The organism is Streptomyces sp. NPDC001220 (assembly GCF_053597895.1).
Genome location: NZ_JBSFJE010000026.1, coordinates 1 through 19,812, shown reverse-complemented (window position 1 = coordinate 19,812; position 19,812 = coordinate 1). Strand labels below are relative to the sequence as shown.

At 69.9% G+C, this 19,812-nt stretch carries 19 protein-coding genes; 11 read left to right on the top strand and 8 right to left on the bottom strand.

All coding sequences use genetic code 11. From position 1 onward, the window contains the following. Positions 1–59: 59 nt before the first annotated feature. A complete protein-coding gene (locus ACWDGI_RS40520; RefSeq protein ID WP_450768040.1) occupies positions 60–524 on the top strand; it encodes a hypothetical protein in 465 nt (154 codons plus the stop codon). Positions 525–607: 83 nt separating this feature from the next. Here ACWDGI_RS40520 and ACWDGI_RS40515 read toward each other — a convergent pair whose 3' ends face one another. After that, positions 608–1,744: a serine hydrolase domain-containing protein gene (locus ACWDGI_RS40515; protein ID WP_450768039.1), complete on the bottom strand. Its 1,137-nt coding sequence runs from the start codon at positions 1,742–1,744 to the stop codon at positions 608–610. 371 nt (positions 1,745–2,115) lie between these two features. Here ACWDGI_RS40515 and ACWDGI_RS40510 point away from each other — a divergent pair, with 371 nt between their 5' ends. After that, positions 2,116–2,445 carry a hypothetical protein gene (locus ACWDGI_RS40510; RefSeq protein ID WP_450768038.1) on the top strand — a complete coding sequence of 110 codons (330 nt, stop codon included), beginning with the start codon at positions 2,116–2,118 and terminating at the stop codon, positions 2,443–2,445. Between the two features lie 171 nt (positions 2,446–2,616). On the opposite strand, the gene ACWDGI_RS40505 is transcribed toward ACWDGI_RS40510, so the two are convergent. After that, positions 2,617–3,234 (bottom strand): TetR/AcrR family transcriptional regulator, encoded by a 618-nt coding sequence (locus tag ACWDGI_RS40505; RefSeq protein ID WP_450768037.1) that lies wholly within the window; start codon positions 3,232–3,234, stop codon positions 2,617–2,619. A gap of 68 nt (positions 3,235–3,302) precedes the next feature. Between ACWDGI_RS40505 and ACWDGI_RS40500 the strand changes: the two genes are divergently transcribed. Then, complete coding sequence (locus ACWDGI_RS40500) at positions 3,303–4,640, top strand: alpha/beta fold hydrolase (RefSeq protein WP_450768035.1); 1,338 nt, start codon at positions 3,303–3,305, stop codon at positions 4,638–4,640. Positions 4,641–5,178: 538 nt separating this feature from the next. On the opposite strand, the gene ACWDGI_RS40495 is transcribed toward ACWDGI_RS40500, so the two are convergent. Further along, positions 5,179–5,400 carry a hypothetical protein gene (locus ACWDGI_RS40495; RefSeq protein WP_450768033.1) on the bottom strand — a complete coding sequence of 74 codons (222 nt, stop codon included), beginning with the start codon at positions 5,398–5,400 and terminating at the stop codon, positions 5,179–5,181. Between the two features lie 28 nt (positions 5,401–5,428). Between ACWDGI_RS40495 and ACWDGI_RS40490 the strand changes: the two genes are divergently transcribed. Continuing rightward, complete coding sequence (locus ACWDGI_RS40490; RefSeq protein ID WP_450768031.1) at positions 5,429–6,202, top strand: hypothetical protein; 774 nt, start codon at positions 5,429–5,431, stop codon at positions 6,200–6,202. A gap of 481 nt (positions 6,203–6,683) precedes the next feature. Here ACWDGI_RS40490 and ACWDGI_RS40485 read toward each other — a convergent pair whose 3' ends face one another. Next, a complete protein-coding gene (locus ACWDGI_RS40485) occupies positions 6,684–7,397 on the bottom strand; it encodes a VOC family protein (RefSeq protein WP_450768029.1) in 714 nt (237 codons plus the stop codon). A 489-nt stretch (positions 7,398–7,886) separates the two neighbouring features. Between ACWDGI_RS40485 and ACWDGI_RS40480 the strand changes: the two genes are divergently transcribed. Then, a complete protein-coding gene (locus tag ACWDGI_RS40480) occupies positions 7,887–8,522 on the top strand; it encodes a maleylpyruvate isomerase N-terminal domain-containing protein (RefSeq protein WP_450768027.1) in 636 nt (211 codons plus the stop codon). 561 nt (positions 8,523–9,083) lie between these two features. Here ACWDGI_RS40480 and ACWDGI_RS40475 read toward each other — a convergent pair. After that, a complete protein-coding gene (locus tag ACWDGI_RS40475) occupies positions 9,084–9,458 on the bottom strand; it encodes a cupin domain-containing protein (RefSeq protein WP_450768025.1) in 375 nt (124 codons plus the stop codon). A gap of 69 nt (positions 9,459–9,527) precedes the next feature. On the opposite strand from ACWDGI_RS40475, the gene ACWDGI_RS40470 reads away from it, so the two are divergent. The 5 genes from ACWDGI_RS40470 (at position 9,528) to ACWDGI_RS40450 (ending at position 14,964) form a co-directional block, all read left to right on the top strand. After that, positions 9,528–9,968, top strand: coding sequence for a MarR family winged helix-turn-helix transcriptional regulator (locus tag ACWDGI_RS40470; RefSeq protein WP_450768023.1), 441 nt, complete (start codon positions 9,528–9,530; stop codon positions 9,966–9,968). Positions 9,969–10,458: 490 nt separating this feature from the next. Beyond that, positions 10,459–10,998, top strand: coding sequence for an ArsR/SmtB family transcription factor (locus ACWDGI_RS40465; protein ID WP_450768021.1), 540 nt, complete (start codon positions 10,459–10,461; stop codon positions 10,996–10,998). Continuing rightward, positions 10,995–12,290: an MFS transporter gene (locus ACWDGI_RS40460; protein ID WP_450768019.1), complete on the top strand. Its 1,296-nt coding sequence runs from the start codon at positions 10,995–10,997 to the stop codon at positions 12,288–12,290. The genes ACWDGI_RS40465 and ACWDGI_RS40460 overlap by 4 nt, the downstream gene beginning before the upstream one ends. Before the next feature lie 435 nt (positions 12,291–12,725). After that, on the top strand, positions 12,726–14,345 hold the full coding sequence (locus tag ACWDGI_RS40455) for an FAD-dependent monooxygenase (protein ID WP_450768017.1): 1,620 nt from the start codon (positions 12,726–12,728) through the stop codon (positions 14,343–14,345). 61 nt (positions 14,346–14,406) lie between these two features. Further along, entirely contained in the window at positions 14,407–14,964 is a 558-nt protein-coding gene (locus ACWDGI_RS40450) for a transposase (protein ID WP_450768118.1), read from the top strand. 13 nt (positions 14,965–14,977) lie between these two features. On the opposite strand, the gene ACWDGI_RS40445 is transcribed toward ACWDGI_RS40450, so the two are convergent. Continuing rightward, complete coding sequence (locus tag ACWDGI_RS40445; RefSeq protein ID WP_450768015.1) at positions 14,978–15,409, bottom strand: hypothetical protein; 432 nt, start codon at positions 15,407–15,409, stop codon at positions 14,978–14,980. Between the two features lie 275 nt (positions 15,410–15,684). On the opposite strand from ACWDGI_RS40445, the gene ACWDGI_RS40440 reads away from it, so the two are divergent. After that, entirely contained in the window at positions 15,685–16,221 is a 537-nt protein-coding gene (locus ACWDGI_RS40440; protein ID WP_450768013.1) for a DinB family protein, read from the top strand. Between the two features lie 80 nt (positions 16,222–16,301). On the opposite strand, the gene ACWDGI_RS40435 is transcribed toward ACWDGI_RS40440, so the two are convergent. Continuing rightward, positions 16,302–17,240 (bottom strand): helix-turn-helix domain-containing protein, encoded by a 939-nt coding sequence (locus ACWDGI_RS40435; protein WP_450768011.1) that lies wholly within the window; start codon positions 17,238–17,240, stop codon positions 16,302–16,304. Between the two features lie 43 nt (positions 17,241–17,283). Continuing rightward, complete coding sequence (locus ACWDGI_RS40430; protein WP_450768117.1) at positions 17,284–19,323, bottom strand: HelD family protein; 2,040 nt, start codon at positions 19,321–19,323, stop codon at positions 17,284–17,286. Between the last annotated feature and the right edge of the window lie 489 nt (positions 19,324–19,812).

Genomic DNA, 19,812 nt, shown 5'->3' with positions numbered 1-19,812 from the left:
CGCTCTGCGGCATGACGACGACGGCCCTGCCAGGGCCAGCTGCCCGGGAGGGGATCACCATGAGCGGCTTGCGACTGATCCGTCGGCACGCGGCGGCCTTCGGACGCTTCGCCGGACTGGGCAGTGTGGTCACCCTGGCGGCCTCCGCAGCCCTGGTCCTGCTCTCGCGGTGGATTCCGTGGATGGCGGCGAATGCGCTGACCGCCGTCGCCTCCACCGTGGTCGCGACCGAGCTGCACGCTCGTGTCTCGTTCGGCCACGGACGGCCCGGTCTGGCAGGTCACCTGGAGAGCGCGGCCACCACTGCCCTCGGGTGGCTGGTCACGTCCGCCGCGGTCGGCGCGCTGGCCGCACTTCGCCCCGGCGCCGGACTCGTCCTGCAGCAGACGGTGTACCTGTCGGCCACCGCGCTCGTCGGGATCGGCCGCTATCTCGTGCTGCGTCTGGGTGTGTTCGCCCAGAGCACCCCTCGGCCTCGTACTGACGGCGTGCGCGTGCGGGCCGCGTACGACGCGGTGGTGTGACGGCGGGCGGGAACAGGACGGCGGCCCAGGGGTCTGGGCCGGCGGCGCGTGCCGTGGGGGTCGGCAGCAGGACGGTCAGGCAGTCAGGAGGTTGCGGCATAGGTCCAGAAGTCGCGCATCCAGGCGGGGAAGGCTGGGCCGGGCAGGCCGCAGGGGGTGAGGAGGACGGTGACCGTATCGGTGGCCGGGACGATGTGGGCGGCGGTGCCGGTGCCGCCCACCCACCCGTAGCGGCCGGGGACGTTCCAGGGCTCAGCAGTGGTGATGTCGACCGATCCGCCGTATCCCCAGCCCTGGCCCTGCAGGAAGAGGGAGCCCTCTTCGCGCTGCACGGGGGTGAGGTGATCCGTCGTCATGAGGCGCACGGACTCGGGAGAGAGCACGGTGCCGCCACCGGCGAGCAGCATGCGGCCGAAGGCGAGCCAGTCCGCGGCGGTGGCCACCAGACCGCCCGCACCCGAGGGAAACACGGGCGGAGTGGACCAGGCGCCGTCGGGAGCGTCGGCGAAGGTCAGGGCGCCGTCGGGGTCGGTCCGGTAGTAGGGGGTGAGGCGGTGTCGCGCCGCGGCCGGTACGTCGAATCCGGTGTCCACCATCCCGAGCGGCTCGAAGATCCGCTCGGCCAGGAACTCCGGCAGCGGGCGCCCTGCCGCCCGTGCGACGAGTACTCCCTGCAGGTCGGAACTGGCGTTGTAGAGGAACGCCTCTCCGGGCTGGCGCAGCAGCGGAAGGCCCGCGAGGGCGGCAACCCACTCGTCCGGACTCGCCGTCGGACGTGGCCCGCCGTTGTACACGGCCACGTCCGCGAACAGCGGTTGAAGCACCGGCGCGGTGAAATCCGCTCCGAAGCCCCACCCCGAGCGCGACGACAGGACGTCCTCCACGGTGATGGGACGGGCGGCCGGCACCACATCGTCCAACCCGCTGGCGGGAGTACGGACGACCACCGGGGACGCCAGCTCGGGCAGCCAGCGCGCGATCGGCGCGTCCAGGGTGAGCACGCCGTCGTCGACCAGCGCCAGCACGGCGGCGGCAGTCACGGGCTTGGTGACCGAGGAGAGCCGGAACAGAGCGTCGGCTTGCAACGGCGCCGAGCCTCCCTGCTCCGCCGATCCCACGGCCGCGACCTCCACGTCGCCGGCGCGGTCCACCAGAGCCACCGCCCCGGGAAAGACGCCCTCGGCAACGTACTTCTCCAACATCGCGGTCAGGTGGCTCATCGGGCTCAGCCTCTCGTTGTCGGCGCCGGGTACAACTCTAGGACCGGCCGTCCGCCCAAAACTCATCGGCGCCGACCCGCACACCCGCTTTGCCGGCCCTCGGACAGGAACACGCCGACGACGCCCAGGGACCCAGAGAAACGAGCGGCGTCGATGTGACCGGATAGGCCGTCCGCTCTGCCGTGATCCGCATGAGGCGGCCAGGGACGCCACTTGAATTCGTGATCTTCCCGATGCTGCATGTGGCATCGCCGACGTTCTACTCCCAAGTCCGCCTCCGACTCAGGGAATGCGCCCTCAAAATCATGGAGGGAATCCGGGGAAGATCGGCCGGAGTGAAGACACCGCCACGGTGGAGCTACGTACTGCTCATGGTCGCAGCCCCCGTGATGGGTCTGGTGTTCGCGCTGTGCGGTCCGCTTGCCTTCCTCGACGAAGACCAGGAGGTCGAGGACCTGCCGTCGACACTGCGGACGGAGTTGATGGCCGACAGCCCTGTGGAGCACGCGATGACCGACCGGCGCGACCAGCGACTGCTCGACGCGCTCGGCGAGATCCACTCGGAACGCGGCGACGAAGCGATCCGGGTGGCCGTCGTCTACGGAGCCGGCCACGCCCCGGCGATCGTCTCAGGACTCTGGAACCGCTACGGGTACCGGCCGCGCGAAGCGGAGTGGCTCACCGTCCTCGTCCCGGAGTAGACCACCACCCGGACCTGCTCGGAGAATCGGCATGGCATGGGGGCCGCCGTCGAGCAGATCGGAGCGTGCGTCAAGGTCGTCGTCGGGTTCGGCGACGTCCACTTCGCGACTTCAAGAACGACAGGGCCTCCGACCAGGACCGGCAGAGTCCGGATACCGGCCCTGATCCTGTCAGGGAGTGAGTCCGGCTTGGCGGAGACTGCGGAACACCGCCGGGGTCGTCCACCCGCGGAGTGTGGCGTGGATCGTCGAGCGGAATGCGGCGTCGGCTGTGGCGGCGTCGAACGCCCCGGCCAGTTCGAGAGTCACGAGCCCGTGCAGGGTGGCCCAGATCGACAGGGCGATCGACGTTGCTTCGCCGGCGAGGACGGGCGCCGCCAACGCGCGATCGATCGCCGTGAGGAGCGGACGGATCGGGTCACGGGCGCCGACCTCCCCCGAGGGGTCGAAGGACTGCACGCCACCGAACAACACCGTGTACAGATGGCTGTGTCCGCGCCCCCAACGACGGTATGCGACGGCCAGCGCGTAGAGGTCGGCGAGAGGGTCCGCGGAGGTCTGCACCGCTGACACGTCCTGGAACAGGCCGGCGACGGCTTTGTCGCGCACCGCACCGATCAGCCCCTCCTTGTCGCCGAACAAGGAGTACACCGCCGTCGTCGACGCCTCGGCGGCAGCGGCCACGGCGCGGACCGTGACCGACTCCTGCGGACGGGTGGCGAGCATCTCGGTCGCGCACGCCACAAGCCGCTCTTTGACGGCCTCGTCGTTTGTTCTCGGCCTACCCACGGTCAGTAGCCTACCCTGTTTGATAACGTCGTTTTGAAACAGCGTTCTGAAACTGTCGGAGGTTCGCCTTGCCCACGTCCGCCATACGCCGCCTCGTCCGCTTCACCGGACGCTTACTGTCCGCCCTGGCCGCCGTCGCGACGCTGGTCGTCGTCTTTCTCGCACTGATCGCCCTCACGGACGGGGCAGGATCGGGGCTCGCCGCATGGCTGACGACCCTGGGAGTCGGGGCTGTCCTCGCCACGTGGCGGGGCCGGCGCCGCACTTGGCCGGCACGGCTCGTGCCGTTCCTGCCGGTGGTTGTCGCGGCAGCATTGACGGCGGCCGTCTGCATCCCGACCGTGCCGACGACCCGGCAGTACCCGCCCGCCCTGCCGTTCGTGACCACGCAGCACTGGAGCCTGACTACGGGCAGCCGGGTCGCCGTCTACCACTACCCGCCCGCGGGCTCCGGCACCCGGCATCCCATCCCGTTCGTCTACCTCAACGGCGGACCGGTCCGAGGCATCTCGGTGCTCGACCACCGGTTCCTGCGGCTCCTGGCACGCCAGGGCTACGACATCTACGCCTACGAACAGGCCGGTGGCGGACGAAGCGATCTGCTCCCCATGGGCCAGTACACGATCTCCAGGTCGGTCCGCGACCTCGCCGCCTTCGTCGACCGCCTGAACAAGGGCAAGGTCGACATCCTCGGATTCTCCTCGGGCGGGGTCGTGCTCACCCGAGCCCTGGCCGACCCGAACGTGGCCGCACGCTTGCACCGGGCGATCATCGCCGAGCCCGGCCCCATGGACGGCCCCACCGCGCACATCACCGGGCACAAGGGCCAAAAATCCGCGCGCGGCCTCGCGCCGACCATGACCGGACCGCGATCGACGCACATCCCCCGGTACGCCGTGGCGTTCGGCCTCATGCGACTCGGACTTCTCACCCCCGGCACCGGGCTGATCGGACAGGCCGAAGGCGACAACGCCTTCACCGCCGCCGACCTCGGCAGTGACACCGCATCCGCCTACTGCGCGCGCGACGCGCAGCGCATCCCCACCGAGGACACCGCACAGAACTTCTCCTTCAGCCCCGCCGCCAGCCTCCGCATCCAGCAGACGGTCAAGGACTCACCCTCCATCGCCTCGCAGCTGAGGCAGTCCAGGACTCCCGCGATGCTGATGATCGCCGAGTGCTCCTCCCAGGTCCGTCAATGGGCGACCACCGTCCTTGCCGATGACCCCGCCGTCCAACGCACCCAGTACATGCCCGGAGTCGGACACCACATGTGGAACGGCCTCGACGACAACAACGACCGGGCCGCCACCGTCATCACTGCCTTCCTTCAGGACAAGCCGGCCCCCCTGCCGAACTCCCCGACCCGTGCCGAAATCCCTGCCTTCCTGCGCGACCACAAATAATGAAGAGGTGCCGCCCGTCCGCTCACCGTGTGTGGCCAGGCGCAGGGCGACCGGGTGACGGTCCTGCGCCCCGCGGCCGTTTCTGGTGTCCCGGGATCCGCTGCCGCGTCGATGTAGGCGGCCGTGGCCATCGGCCGCGAACGGGCGATGACCGATTTCGACATCCTGCTGGTCGGCTGGTGCAATGCCCGGCTGGGCGCCTTGGACATCGGCGGCCCGCTGGAACCGGCGGACCCGCGGGGCTGACCCATCGACGTCTCGCGCCGGCGCCGCCGGGCCGCTCTCCTCCTGCCTGCGACACCCGGCCCCTGGCGTGCGATGGGGGCCGATCGGACAGACCGGAAGGCCGACAGACGGAGGCCCATCCGGGAGCAACATGCGGCGGGCAGGCGCCCGATCGTCTGATCGGGTGAACGCGCCACCGAACGGGCCCCGCCCGACGTCGTGCCCACTCTCGCTCCCCCCGGCTCGCATGGGTGTAGGGGCCTAGAACGGCTGCGCGTCGGTGCGGCCCGGGCGCGGCTTTGCCCGTGGTGGGCTACCAGATCAGGCACCAGTAGTCGCCATAGTGCCCGATGCCGATAGGCCGGCCCTGCGGTACGAGGTTGGGGTCCGGCTGTCCCACGGCCGACAGCGAGCAGACCGGGTCGCCGACCGCCTTGGCAGCTGCCATCCGCTTGGCGGCCGCAACCGCCTCCGGCGACGTGACCCAGGTGGTGGTTCCCGGTTTGTTGCCGGTGGTCGTCGGAGCCGGAGTCACGGGCAGCGGTGCCTGCGAAGGCTGCGAGGTGACCGGGGGCGGGCTCGGCCGCGTCGTCGTGGGGGACGGCGAGGACCGGGGCGGGGCCGGCGGCCGGGGCGAGGTCGCGGACGGTCTGGGCACCGGTGTCTGCGAAGGCGGTGGGGTGATTGGGGGCGGGGTCGGCCGGGGCGGGGTGACGGACGGTCGGGGCGTCGGTGTGCGGGGAGGGGCCGGCTTCGTGGTCGGTGTGCGCACCGGCGGCGGGGGAGCCGGGGGCGTTTGGTGGGGCGCGGGCCGGGTGGCGGTCGGCACCGGCCGTACGGTGCGGGTCGGTCTGGGTGCGGGTGTGTGGGCCGGTGGCGGGGTCGCCAGGGCCGGTGAACTCGGGGTCGCCGAGGCCGGTGAACTCGGGGTCGCCGAGGCCTGTGAACTTGGGTTCACCGAGGCCGGTGAACTCGGGGTAGACGGCCGCGGCGAAGGGGACAGGGAGAGACTCGGCGTGGACGGCGATACCGGCACCGACGGCAACGCCGTCACCGAGGGTGACGGCGTCGAGTGGGGGCTGCTGCCGCCGTGGTGGGACGACACCAGAGCCCAGGCCCCCAGACCGGCTCCCAGGGCGACCACGGCCGCTCCGCCCGCGATCCACGGAGTCCGCCGCGATGGCTGCCGGTGCCGGTTCATGGTTCTCACTGTCTATCCGATCGCCGACGGCCTCAAGCCGGAGCCCGAGCCGCAGCTCACCCCCGGCAGCGTCCGCGGGTGCCGTGCTCCTGGCCTGGCCCGGCATACGCCGGACGATCCTGACCCCCTCGAGTGACTGCCGCCTGCCGCCTGCCGCCTGCCGCACGAGCACCGGTGCCACAGGCACCGCGACCGCCTCGGGTACCGCGTACGTGATGCCGTTCCAGGCTGGTGACGGGGACCAGGTCGGCGACGGGGAACGGGTCGAGTCTCCCGGCCACTAGTCCGTCCCTGCTGCCGCCGCGACGGCCGAAGCAGGGACAGCCGCGTTCATCAGGGTGGATGCGGTTGCCTGTGCCGGCGGCAGGCCATGGCCGCCCCGGCAGCCGCACGACAACCGGCGCGCGTTCTCAGCCGAGATCCTCGTCCAGGGCGTCCAGACCGGAGGGGGGTGAGACAAGCAGCCGGTCCCGCCCCGGCGGCCGGTCCCTACCGGAGTTCGGACGCCGGGCACCAAGGTGGCGTGATTGTTCCCGCCAACCTGCGTCCGCGGTGTCCGGGGCATGTTTGACCACCGCCGCAGCAACCGCCGACCGCGGCTTCCACGGGGTCCGGCTTCACTGGTGCGGGAGCACGCGGAACTCATTGCCGTCGGGGTCGGCCAGCAGCACCGCGCCGTTCTCGCCGTAGGCGGAGTCGAGACGCTTCGCTCCGAGGGAGAGCAGGCGATCGACCTCCGGCTGCTGATCGCCGTCCGGTGCGAGGTCGAAGTGCAGGTCCTTGCCGGGGTCCGGCATCAACGGAGGTCCGCCCCACGTGATCTTCGTACCACCGTTCGGTGACTGGATGGCGGTCTCCTCGTCCTGGTCCCAGACCAGCGGCCAGCCCAGCGCCTCGCTCCAGAAGTAGCCCACGGCCCGCGAACCATCGCAGGCGAGCGCTCCGATGAAGCCACAGCCGGCGAGGAAGCTGTTGCCCGGCTCGATGACACAGAACTCGTTGCCCTCGGGGTCGGCGAGCACCACATGGGCCGCGTCCGGTCCCTGGCCGACGTCGGTGTGCCGCGCGCCGAGGCTGAGCGCCCGGGCCACCGTCTTCTGCTGGTCTTCCAGGGAGGAGCTGGTCAGGTCGAAGTGCAGCCGGTTCTGGGCGATCTTCTGCACGCGGGTGGGACGGAAGCCGATCCGGTACCCGGCATCATTCCCGGACGTCAGGGCGACGCTGTGGTCGGAATCGTCGGCTCTCTCCAAGTTCAGGACCCCGGACCAGAAATGCGCCAGGCGGTCCGGCTGGTGCGCGTCGAAGGAGAGTGCGATGAGTCGGCTGGTCATTGCGTCACGCTTCCTCGGTCCGTTGAGCGCCAACTGTCGGCAGGGCGCCATGCCAGCGCCTCGAACGAGGGTAGTTACAGCTCTCCCGCGCGGAAGTACTGAGCTGCTGCTGATTTGTTGATCGGGGCTGTCGCCGTATCGCTGTCCTCAGACACCGGGGACGGCGGCCCACCGGTCACGGCTGATGCCGACCGCCTTGTTACGCACGTACCCGCGTCCCACGCGACACGGCTGCCGAGGGACAACGCGGCCGAGGCCGTTCGCGCCTCGGGGGGAGAGGAGAGAGCACGGCGCGCCCTGGAACCGCCCCATGAACGATCACTTCTTCCCGCTGCCGAGGATCTGGCCGGGCAGGTCGCCGAGTGGGCCGGTGTCCGGGCGCTGTGTCCTCGCGGAGCGAGTGCGCTGCGTGGACAGGCGGGTGGCATCGGGCCTTCAACCTCCGCGTCGCTGCGTAGGGTTGGGACTCCGGACGGATCAGGGGGGCTTGTGAGTCTGAAGAACGCCTACTTGGAGACCGCCGCGCAGGCCGTGGCGTTGCTGGACACACCTGAAGTGGCGGCCTCGTGGGAGAAACCCAGCGCGTTGGCACAGTGGACTGTCGGCGGTCTGGCCGGCCACCTCGCGTATCAGGTTTTCAGCGTGGATCCGGCGCTGGAGGGGCCCGCCTCCGAGCAGGAACCCATCCCTGTGCTGGAGCACTATGCGCGGGCCGTGTGGATCGACGCGCCGCTCGACGGCGAGATCAACTCTGGGATTCGGGCGAAGGGCGAAGGCATCTCATCTGACGGTGCGCGACCGCTGGTCGAGCGGGTCCATATCTCACTCGACCGGCAGCGAACCGGCCTTGAGGAGGTCCAGGGCGACCGGGTGGTGTTCATGCCTCAAACAGGGTGGGCGTTGAGGCTGGACGATTTCCTCGTGACGCGGATGGTCGAGCTCTCTGTGCATATGGATGACCTGGCGGTCAGTGTGGGCCTCGGTGCTCCAGAGCTTCCCGGCGATGCTGTGGATCCCGTCATTTCCCTGTTGACCGGGCTTGCCGTCCGGCGCCATGGCCAAGCGGCCCTGCTCCGGGCCCTGACTCGCGCGGAACGGGCGCCGTCTGCGATCAACGTGTTCTGAACGCTGCGTCCGCTCGCGTCAGCCCGTTCGGCCCGGGCTTTGGTGTGGTCACCACGCCGCGCGGCTGGATGCGCTGCCTCGGCCTGGACAAGCTCGTCGCCGCCGAAAACAGCGCGAGCGGCTGGTTCAGCGAGGACGACCTGAGCTTCATGATTGCCCGGCAGCAGCAGGCGCCGGAGGGACTCGCAAAGGCAGTTACTCCAGACCCTGGCCCGTGGGGGCGAGCTCCTCCTCGAGGAGCAACTCCGAAACGGGACTGAGGGACTGTGCCCCCCTGGGACGGCCCTACCCGCCGTCGCGCCCGGGCCGCGATCAGCCCGGGCGCGGACGACGTCAGGCAGCGGACTCGTCCTGACGGCCTTCGGTCCGTTCACGTGCGCCTCGGCCCGCGTGCGGACGGCCGCTGGGGTCAGTGTCGGCGCCCGCGGGGGTCGGTGCCGGGGGCCGTCGTAGCGCAGTGCCGGCCGGTGCAGGAGCTCGCCCAGCAGCAGAAGGCGGAGGGCTCGGCGGCGACCGAGGTGTCGCTGATCCGGGAAGCGTGGCCACAGGCCCTCTGCGGGCCTAATGAGTCCAGGGCGGCGTGATGGTGTTGCCGTCGGCCAGCTTGGCAGTGAGCCCGACACGTGTCGTGACCCATATGTGCGCGGGCTGGTCGGTCATGTTGGCGACCGCCAGTTCAGAGCCTGCCGGAGCCACCGCCGCGTCATCGACGCCGAGTTCGGCGCTCTCGCCGCCGATGGTGAGCCGAAGACGACCGGACAGAACGTAGAACGTCTCCTCGTGACTGATCGTGTGGGCCGGGGCCACCGTTTTGGCCGGGATCTCGCCGCGCCAGGCGGCGAGATCCCGACTCCCCGTGCCCGGACGGACGTAGGAAACGAAGCGGGCACCGTGGAGCTCGTGCACGACGGCCTCGTGACTTCTGATGAAGGACACGCCAACCTCCTTTATAGACAAGCTGCTTGTCTATAAAGACAAGCAGCTTGACGGCCTATAGTCAAACCCATGGATGACGCTCTGGCCTTCTCTGCGGTCGTGTTGGCACTCTCCGGCCAGTTGGTACAGGAGATCCACGCTCGCGTGTCCCAGCAGGGATTCGAGGACGTGCGGCCGGCACACGGCTTCGCCTTTGCCCGCATCTCCGTCGGCGACGCCACTACGGCCAACCTGGCCGAGCACCTGGGGGTGACCAAGCAGGCCGCCGCCCAGCTGGTCGAGGAACTGGTCCGCAAGGGATACGTCGTGCGGCACCCGCACCCCCACGATGCCCGCGCCCGGCTCCTGCGGCTGACCGAGGCCGGCTGGGCCGCCACTCGCGCCGCCGACCAAGCGGCCCGGGCAGCCGTCGCACCATGGCAGGAGGCGCTGGGCGAGGCGCGCTTCAGTGAACTGGTCGCCGACCTCACCCGGCTTGCGCCACCGGGACCGATCCGCCCCGCCTGGTGAGCCGGTCAACCACCGGCCCGGACGACCGCAGGCCACCCATAAGGGGCCACGAATCTGCGCATCCCCGTGTCGGTCATGCGCTGAAAGTCGTGAACCCCGCACCCCCCGAGGACTCCCGGAGCTGACCACGGACCAGGTCGTCGAGGTCGAGCCTCCCCGCACTGCCGGATACCGGTGGTCGTACGGGCTATACCAACTGCCCCCGGTCAGCGAGCACTTCGCGCCGATCTCGGGGGAGGCGACGGCCTCCTCGGGGAGGCCGTCGGCGCGAGTGCCGCAGCGTTCTCGTCCGCGTCGGTCCCGTGCTTGCACGTGTCCCGGGTGCAGCCGGCGCGGCTTTCGTCCGCGACGGTCGGCGCGGCCGGGGCGTCGCGGACCGGCGTGGTGGATCGAAGGCCTTTCGGCAGCTCTCGCGCGCCGGGCGGCAGATTCTGGACGTCCGCGTGCAATCCCCTTGCGCAATGGTCAAGAATCGTTGACCATTTCTCGCATGCCTGCCGATGACCTTCCCGAGACCTTTCACGTCACCACTGACGAACAGCTGCGCGCCGTCTCCAATCTCACGCGTCACCGGATCATGGCCGTGCTCCGCTTCGAGCCGGCGACGATCACGCAGATCGCCGAGCGCGTTGGTCTCGCGAAGGGGAGTTCCAGCTATCACGTACGGCTGCTGGAGCGGGCCGGCCTCGTGAAGGTGGTGCGGACGCGGAAGGTGCGGGGGGTCACCGAGCGGTACTACGCGATGGCCGCGCGGGCGATCGTGCTGCCGGATCCGGGCGAGGGAGGGCCGGATGTGCTGATGCGGCATGCGGTGGCGGACTTGGAGGCAGCGCCGGCGGATGGCGCACGGCATGTGCGGATGGCGCATCTGCGGCTCACCGAGGAGCAGTTCGCAGAGTTGGGGGCGCGGTTGCAGGCGCTGGCGGACGAGTACCGGGAGCTGTCCGATCCGTCGCTGCCGGACGCGTCACTCGTCTTCGCACTGTTCCACCCGGCACCGCGCCAGCAGGCCGAAGGAGACGCCAAGTGACCTCAGACATCCGGAAGCTGCCGACCGGGTTCGGACGGCTGTGGACCGCACAGACGGTGTCCTCGCTCGGTGACGGGGTGACGCATGCCGCACTGCCGCTGCTCGCGTTGACGTTGACGCGGGATCCGATGGCGCTCGCCGCCGTCACGGCCGCCGGAACCCTGCCGTGGCTGCTCTTCGGGGTGCTCGGCGGTGCGCTGGTGGACCGCTGGGACCGTCGGCGCACGATGTGGGTCACGGACACGGCACGTGCGATGCTGCTCGCGATACCCGCGGCAGCGGCCGCGCTCGACGTGCTGAGCATTCCACTGCTCGCGGCCGTCGCCTTCTTACTCGGCCTCGGCGGACTCTTCTTCGACACAGCCGCCACGGCCTACCTGCCGGATCTGCTCGGCCGCGACCCCGCACTCCTGGAGCGCGCCAACTCCCGCCTGCGCGGCACCCAGACCGCCGCGTCCGGCTTCGCCGGGCCCCCCGCGGGCAGTGCCCTTCTCGCGCTCGGACGGGCAATCCCGCTGCTCGCCGACGCGGTCTCGTTCGCGCTCTCCGCACTGCTCGTACGGTCACTTCCCGCCGCACCCCGGCCCGCACCGCAGGCCCGTGAGTCGCTGCTGCGGCAGGCGCGAGCCGGCGCGTCGTACGTATTCCGGGATCAACTGCTGCTCGGGCTCGCGCTGCGTCCGGCGGTCGGGAACATCGCCTTCCTCGCCGTGGAGACCGTACTCGCCCTCTTCGCGCACGATGGTCTCGGCATCGACACCTTCGGCTTCGGCCTGCTCCTCACGGCGGAGGCCACCGGCGGTCTGCTCGGCGCAGGCATCGCCTCCTTCCTCGGCCGACGACTCGGCACCGGCGCCGCGCTGACCTGCACGGCCGCAGTCGAGGGACTCGCCGTTGTGGGCCTTGCCGCCGCCCCGAACCCGTATGTCGCCGGCCTCGCGCTCGCCGTCTGCGGAGCGGGCATGGGCGCCACGATGGTGCTCGCGCCCTCTCTCCGACAGGCGATCGTCCCCGCCCACCTGATGGGCCGGGTCGCCGCCACCTCCCGCATGCTCGCCATGTGCGCCGCCCCGTTCGGCGCCTTCCTCGGCGGCTGGCTGGCCACCGCCTACGACGTACGCACCCCCCTCTACACCGCAGCCGGCCTCCTCCTCACCATGACCACCATCACCGCGACCATGACCAGCAACCGCCGGGTCGCGGCGGCGCTGCGAGCCACCGCCCCGGCCGAGGATCCAGATCACCCGGAATCCGGGGACTTCGTTCAGGAGCATGCCATTGAGAGCTCCTGACGGAATGATCTTCAAGCTGGTTGGATCACTCTGGGAGCGGTGATCTGGAGGTCTGGGGTGGCTCGGCCGAAGCCATGGGAGGCCGACGACGACGCTCATCCCCTGCAAGGACGAGGCGACGTTCGGCGCCAGCCAGCCAGCCAGCCAGCCAGCCAGCCAGCCAGCCAGCCAGCCAGCCGGGGCCCTGCTATCCCCGACACGCTTTCGTCTTGAAGTGCATTGAGTGCATCAAATCGCAGCCGACGTCCGATCCAAGGACTCGCCCTCGCCTGCCGGCCTGCAGCCTGTGCAGCGGCGGTCGGTCCATCGCGGCCGCCATACGGCATCCGGGCGATCACTCGAGCGTGTCGGCCAGATGTCGGCAGAGGTGGGGGAGAGTCCTCCAGGGAGGCGCTGGTACAGCACGGCGCTCCGGACCCTGGAGGAGACGATCGTATGAACGATAGCGGTGACGGTGACGAACACGTACCCGTGCTGATTGCCGGGGGAGCGCTCGTAGGACTGTCCGCATCGTTGTTCCTCGGGCGCCTGGGTATCCGCCACCAGGTTGTCGAACGCCGCGCGACGCTGTCAGAGCACCCGCGCGGCCGGCGCACCAACATGCGGACGATGGAACTCTTCCGGACCGCAGGTTTGGAGCCGGCGATCCGCCGGGCGGCGGGGACCCTGTCCCACAACCGGGGCATCCTCCGGGTGGACACGCTGCACGGCGAACTCCGGGAGTGGCTGCAGGCGCCGGTCACCGGAAGACCGCCCGAGCACGGTCTTTGTTCGGCGGTTCGCTGCGATTGCCCCCAGAGCGACCTCGAACCGGTGCTGCTGCGGGGCACCAGGGAACTCGGCGGGGACGTACGGTTCGCGACGGAGCTGATGTCGTTCACACAGGACGATCGTGGGGTGGCGGCCGTCGTGCGCGACACGGAATCCGGTGCGTCCCGCACGCTGCGCGCGGACTACCTGCTCGCTGCCGATGGACCACGCAGCACCGTGCGCGAGCGGCTCGGCATCGGGCAGACGGGACCGGGAGTCCTGTTCAACCGCCTCAGTATTGCCTTCCGCAGCAGGATGTTGCGCGAGATGGTGGGGGAGGACCATTTCGTCCTGTGCTACGTCACCGATCCTGCGGGCCAGGGCGTGCTGCAGCCCGTGGACGACAAGGAGCGCTGGATCTTCCAGCTGCCCTGGTTCCCCGAAAGGGGACAGACGGCCGAGCACTTCACCGACGAACTGTGCACCGAGCACATCCGCGCGGCGGCCGGGATGCGCGATCTGGATATCGAGATCACCAGCAAGGCACCCTGGTGCGCCGCGGAGCGGCTGGCGGACGTCTACCGGGACGGTCGGGTGTTCCTCGTCGGTGACTCGGCACACGAAATGCCGCCGACCGGAGCCTTCGGCGCCAACATCGGCATCCAGGACGCACACAACCTCGCGTGGAAGGTCGCCGCCGTCCTGCGCGGCTGGGCGGACCCCCGCCTGCTCGACACCTACGAGGCCGAGCGACGCCCCCTGGCCCAGGCCATCAGCGCACGGTCGACCGCTCAGGCGCGCAGCGACCAGAACTCCGGTTATACCGCCAGGAAATCGGCGGGCTACTCCGAGGTACCGATCACGGTGGCGCTGGGATACCGCTACACGTCCCCGGCGGTGGCCGGTGCCGGCGGACCCGTCGTCCCCGACCTGTTGCGCCTGTGTGCCGACCCGGGTACCCGCGCCCCCCACATGCAGGTCGTACGCGACGGTGAGGTCCTCTCCACCATCGACCTGTACGAGCAGTCCTTCGTCCTGCTCTGCGGACGCCCGGACTGGTCTGAAGCGGCGCGCAGGGCGGCCGGACGGCAGGGTGTGCCGCTCGAGGCCCACCTCATCGGCCGGGGAGCCGCATACGACCTCGACACCGGAGAGGGGCCCGAGTGGTCGGCCGTTCATGGGACGACACCCGACGGCGCGGTCCTCGTGCGCCCGGACGGCTTCGTGGCCTGGAAGACCGACGATGAACCGACAGCCGACGGACACGAACTGGACGACGTGATCCGGCGGCTGCTAGGACGGTGAACGACAGCCCTGAGCCTCTAGCAGGGCTTCGTGCCGTCTTGGGGCCCCTTTCAACGCCCGAATAACCCGGCCGGAGCCCGAAGGCAGGGCGACCCTGCAGGAGGAACCACCGGGAGGCATCTTCACCGAGCCCCATGACCATGGGCTGGGACGCTCACGCGGCGGGTTCGCCACCAAGCTCCACCTGGCCGTCGAGCAGAGCCGAAAGCCCATGTCGATCGTGATCACGGCCGTGCAGCGCGGAGACTCGCCACCGTTCGAACCCGTATGGGAGAAGGTCCGCGTGCCCCGCGTCGGACCGGGCCGGCCACGCGTCCGCCCCGACCGCGTGCGGACCGACAAGGCGTACGCCTCCCACAGTAACCGCGCCTACCTGCGCCGCCGCAGGAACCGCTGCACCATCCCCGACATGGACGACCAGGCCCGCAACCGTCAGAAGCTTGGCTCCCGCGGAGGCCGACCCCCGCGCTTCGACCCGGCCGACTACCGCGAGCGTCACGCGGTCGAGTGCGGCATCAACTGCCTCAAGAGGAACCGGGCTGTCGCCACGCGCTACCACAAGCTTGCGGTGCGCTACGAGGCGACCGTCCTGATCGCTGCGATCAGTGAGTGGCTGTGATCGGCACCCGTCGCTAGAGCTCGTAGTCCTGGGCCCGCTCCTCCCAGCGAATGCTGCGCAGCACAAGGTCGGCGTCCTTGCCCGACGGGACATCCAAGCCGGTCTGGAACCAGACCACGGTGAGAGCGGACCGGTGCAGTGCCGAGTCGAGTTCCGGGGCGACCGCTGTCGAGCGGAAGGCACCGATGCAGGCCACGGGGGGCAGCACCTCAACGGGGCCGAAGGCGCCGGCAGTCTGGTCCGGGTAATCGCGAGAGGGGGGCACCAGGTGTACTGGCGTGGAGGGAAACGCACGTTCAGCCTGCCGCTGAAGGCTCCCGACCTTCATGTCATTGATGGGCTTGCACGGGTAGCCCTCCAGCATCCCTCCGTAGGTCGAAGACATTCGCAGCTCGGTGAGCTCGATCGAACGTCCGGACGAGAGGGCTATGTGACTCAGCGACATGCCGACACCCTACGTTCAAGATTCACTTCCGATACACGGCTCAGTGCGGCGACCCCAGTGGTTCGCCGGGTTGCGCTCAAGCCGCCGCCGACGCGCACCCGTGGAGGGCAACTTTCGAGGCGGCATCGAGCGTCGGGCGATGAGTCCTGATACGAAGAGAGGTCTTCTGAGACGGACGCGCACACGGGAGGTGCCGGTAGAGACGCCGGCCGGTCCTCGGATCGTGGGCACGTACGAACGCGACCAAGCACGATGACCGGTGAGGAGATACCAGCTTGAGCGACATGGTGGTCCAGAAGATCGTCCGGCCTGAGCGCGCAGTATCGGGCTCGTGGCTGGAGGTGATCGCCTCGAATCTCGACTACCACCGAGCGACCTTCCTGTGGAAGTGCGAAGGCCTTTCGGATGAACAACTGCGGCTACGTCCGGTACGGTCGTCGGCGTTGACCCTGCTGGGGCTCATGCGCCACCTTCAGGGGGTCGAGCGTGCCTGGTTCCAGCGGACGTTGGCCGGCACGGCGCCTCAATTCTTTCCCTATCGGACCTACGCCACCGCTGACGGTGGCGAGTGGTACGACGAGTCGGACACTACGTCGGCCAAGGTGGTCTACGAGGACTATCTGAAGGCGTGCGAGGAGTCGCGGCAGGTATTCGCCAAGGTGACCGTCGACCTCGCACGCATCGTGCCGAACCCGGAATTCGGTGACACCGACGTGAGGTTCGTCCTGGAGCACGTGATCGAGGAGTACGCCCGGCACGTCGGCCACGCGGACCTCCTCCGCGAGGCCATCGACGGCGTAACCGGCGAGTAGCCGACCCATGCGCCCCACGAAGCATGCCTATGCCGTTCCGTTGTTCGGCGGTCAGGATGTCGCGGTGGCGGCCCCTGCCGCTACGCCACCGCAAGCAGGCGTGCAATGCCCCGGTCTGCACTGTGTGGTGGGGGTGGTTCGACGTGGCGGTGGTGGACAGCCTCAGCGCTCCGAAGCGGGCCGTTCGACCTTGCCGTTGGTTCGCGGTGAGTAGGGACGGGTGCGCTTGCGCTCTGTGCCGGCCTTCGTGAGCACGTCCGCCCAGGTCCGGGAGCGGTAGCACGCGCCGGTGTCGTGATGACGCGGCGGACGGGCGTGACGCCGTGGGCGGCGAAGAACGCGACGGCCCGGTGCCAGAAGGCAGCCGCGGTCGCCGCCTTCTCGTCCTCCAGGGCCTCGAGATAGGCGAGCCGGGAGTGGTCGTCGAGCGCGGAGTGGAGGTAGTGGAGGTAGGTGTAGCCGACCTTCCCGGTCCTTGGGCCGGCGCCCTTGGAGGCCCGCGCGCCGTCGGTGCCATGGCCGTGCATGCGCCAGCCGCCGCCGGCCGGGATGTGACCTAGCTTCTTGATGTCGACGTGGACCAGCTCGCCGGGGTGGGCATGCTCGTAGCGGATCACCTCGCGCAACTGCTCGCTGCTGGGCGGGTCCAGGTCGCGCAGCCGATTGACCCCGCGGCTTACGAGGACGCGGTGGACGGAGGCGGGCGCGACGGTGATGCCGTGCAGTCGCTGCGGGTCCGCGGCGAGGCGGGCGGGCCCGTGCTCGGTCTGCCGCCGCAGCGCCTCGATCAGGTCCGCGACGTCCTCGGCGGGGCGGGCCGGGCTCGTGGGAGGCCGGGAGGAATGGTCCACAAGCCCGGCTTCGGCGTGCGCGCGCCAGCGGGCGTACCACTTGGCCAGGCGACGGCGGGAGTTCCCGGCCTCCGCCCCGACGTGCGCGACCGGACGCCCGGCATCCACGCGCTCACATAACCGGCGCCGCCCTTCAGGCGTCAGCGGGGCGATGAGATGTCCCGTCACATCAGCCCGTCGAGGTCCCAGCTCCGAGTGTCCATCACAGGCGTCATGAGGTGTGCTGTGACGCCGTGTTCACGGCGATCGTGCACAGTCTCTTGGTCGCACGCGTGAGGGCGACATACAGGTCGCGCTCACCGCCGGGGCGGGCTGCGGCTATCTCCTCCGGAGCGACGACGACGATCGCGTCGAACTCCAGGCCGCGGGCTTCGGAAGCCGGCACCACGCGCGCCCACCGCGCGACATCAGCCGACGCCAACTCCTCGACCCGGTCGTCCGCGCAGATCACGGCGAGCAGGTCGCCCGGGTGCGCTTGCGCCTGCTCCCGAAGCTCCCCGGCCACCGTGGTGGCGACGGAGTGCGGGCAGGCGGTGAGGTGGCGGGGAGGAACGCCGTGGCGGATCGACCGGCTCGGTGTCTGACCGGGGGCGATCCGCGCCAGCAGGCCGTGGGTGCTCGCAAGGATCTCCTGGGTCGTGCGGTAGCTGACGGTCAATGTGTGCAGGGAGAACCTGCTGCCTATGTAAGGACCCAGCGCCTGGGACCAGTCGCTCGCCGCCGTCGCAGGGCCCGCCTGGGCAAAGTCACCCACCAGAGTCATCGACCTGGCCGGACACCGACGCATCACCATCCGCCACTGCATCGCGGTCAGTTCCTGGGCCTCATCGACCACGACGTGCCCGAACGACCGCTCCGGCAGCCCGTCCACCAGGGCCGCCGCCTCATCCAGCAGCGGCACATCGGCATCCGTCCACGGGGCATCAGGCGAGCGCACCAGCCGGGACCGCTCCTCCCCGGCGAGCGAGGGTAGGTGCCTCGCCAACATGCGAGCGTCTGCCAGCAGGGTCCGCACGACCACGTCGGGCGTCAGCCGCGGCCAGAGGGACTCCACCGCACGGTCGACGTGGGCGTCGCCCGAGAGGTCCGCGCGGACGGCATCCGCGTCGAACACCTCGGCCGGATCCGCGGCCGGCGCGTCGTCGAAACCGAGAGTCCGCAGATCGGCCTCGGCCGCGGCATCGAGATCCATGCCCGTGCTCTCGGCGACCTCGGCGTCGATATGTTCGAGGGCCTCGACGGCATCGCGCTTCAGGGCATTCGTGACCGCGACGATCAGGTGCTCCTTGAACACCTCCCGCGCACGGTTGTGCGCCAGATCGCCCGCCAGCGCGGCCTCCCGCGCCGCCGCGACATCTACGCTCTCCAGCCGGACCGACTGCTGCCCCACCCGGACCGCGAAGCCGCCGGCCGGTGCCTGCAGGGAGCGCACCAGGGCCGCGAGCGCCTCGGCCAGCGCGGAACTCCCCTTAAGGCGCGCGACAACAAAGGACTCCACAGTTGCGGGCTCCACTCCGGCCAGCTCCGCGCACGTCGCCAGGAGCACGTCGTTCTCCCCCAACGAGGGGAGCACCTGGGAAACGTATTCGAGGAACCGCGCGTTCGGCCCGAGCACCAGCACACCGCGAGCGGCCACTCCCGGGAACGCGTAGAGCACGTATGCCGCCCGGTGCAGCGCAACCACGGTCTTGCCCGTACCGGGGCCGCCCTGCACCACCGTTGTCCCCCGATGCGGGGACCGCACGATCGCGTCCTGCTCCGCCTGCAACGTCGCCACCGCCGCACGCATCCGCCCCGTGCGCTGCGCCTCCAGCGCCTCCGCCAGCGGTCCGTCGCCGACGATATCGCCGGCTGTGGCCGACGATCCGTCCAGTAGCTCGTCGCTCACCGCACGTACCGCACGGCCCTCGACCCGCAGATGACGCCGGCGCCGCAGCCCCATGGGGTGGACGGTCGTCGCCTCGTAGAAAGGCCGCGCCGCGTCCGCTCGCCAGTCGACGAGCAGTGGCAGGTCCCGGTCACCCGTGTGCAGGCCGAGCCGTCCGATGTGCAGGGCGGTTCCGTCCGTGCCGTCAACCCGGCCGAACGCCAACCCCTCCTCGGCCCCCTCCAGGCGACGAACCTGACCTGCCAGACGCTCTGCGGCGACATCGCGCGCGTACACCTCGCCCGCGCTGTCGGCCGACGACCTCAGCACATCCGCCAGCTGGGCCCGTGCATCAGCCAATCGCTCATCGAGCAGCCGGTACATGGCGGTCACATGAGCCTGCTCCACCTCGACCTGTCCCGCGGCAACCTCATTGAACTGGGACAAAAATATCCTTCCTCTCGACTCGGCCCCCACTATGCAGCCAAATTTGTTTGAAAGTAAGGCTTGACTTACTTGCCCGGTTCAGCCGCCCCGCGGCCGGTCCGCCATCAAGGCTCAGGTCTGTGCGGCCCTCTGGTACTGACTGTCGACCATGGCGAGCTGGCGGGCTCTGATCCAGCCCGCAGAGATTCGAGCTCAAGGAGGCTCAGCACTTCGCCGCCATGCCACAAACCCTGCCCAGGCGGCCGGCGCAGCCGGCCCCACCCGGGCACCGCTCATTGGCGCGTCGTTACCACCGCTGATGCGGCACCAACCTCATGAGACGGCACAACTAACTGATCGTTTCAGAATGAGTTGAGCTGCGGGTCTTGTACTCGACGATCTTGGTCGGCAGGGTGTCCGGGGTGCGTGCTGATCTTGTCCCTGACG

What these genes read in the sequence shown, in the direction of transcription:
- ACWDGI_RS40455 (WP_450768017.1), top strand. Translation starts at nt 12,726, where the DNA reads ATGAACGATAGCGGTGACGGTGACGAACACGTACCCGTGCTGATTGCC.
- ACWDGI_RS40445 (WP_450768015.1), bottom strand. Translation starts at nt 15,409, where the DNA reads ATGTCGCTGAGTCACATAGCCCTCTCGTCCGGACGTTCGATCGAGCTC.
- ACWDGI_RS40520 (WP_450768040.1), top strand. Translation starts at nt 60, where the DNA reads ATGAGCGGCTTGCGACTGATCCGTCGGCACGCGGCGGCCTTCGGACGC.
- ACWDGI_RS40430 (WP_450768117.1), bottom strand. Translation starts at nt 19,323, where the DNA reads ATGTACCGGCTGCTCGATGAGCGATTGGCTGATGCACGGGCCCAGCTG.
- ACWDGI_RS40485 (WP_450768029.1), bottom strand. Translation starts at nt 7,397, where the DNA reads ATGACCAGCCGACTCATCGCACTCTCCTTCGACGCGCACCAGCCGGAC.
- ACWDGI_RS40515 (WP_450768039.1), bottom strand. Translation starts at nt 1,744, where the DNA reads ATGAGCCACCTGACCGCGATGTTGGAGAAGTACGTTGCCGAGGGCGTC.
- ACWDGI_RS40465 (WP_450768021.1), top strand. Translation starts at nt 10,459, where the DNA reads ATGCCTGCCGATGACCTTCCCGAGACCTTTCACGTCACCACTGACGAA.
- ACWDGI_RS40510 (WP_450768038.1), top strand. Translation starts at nt 2,116, where the DNA reads ATGGTCGCAGCCCCCGTGATGGGTCTGGTGTTCGCGCTGTGCGGTCCG.
- ACWDGI_RS40470 (WP_450768023.1), top strand. Translation starts at nt 9,528, where the DNA reads ATGGATGACGCTCTGGCCTTCTCTGCGGTCGTGTTGGCACTCTCCGGC.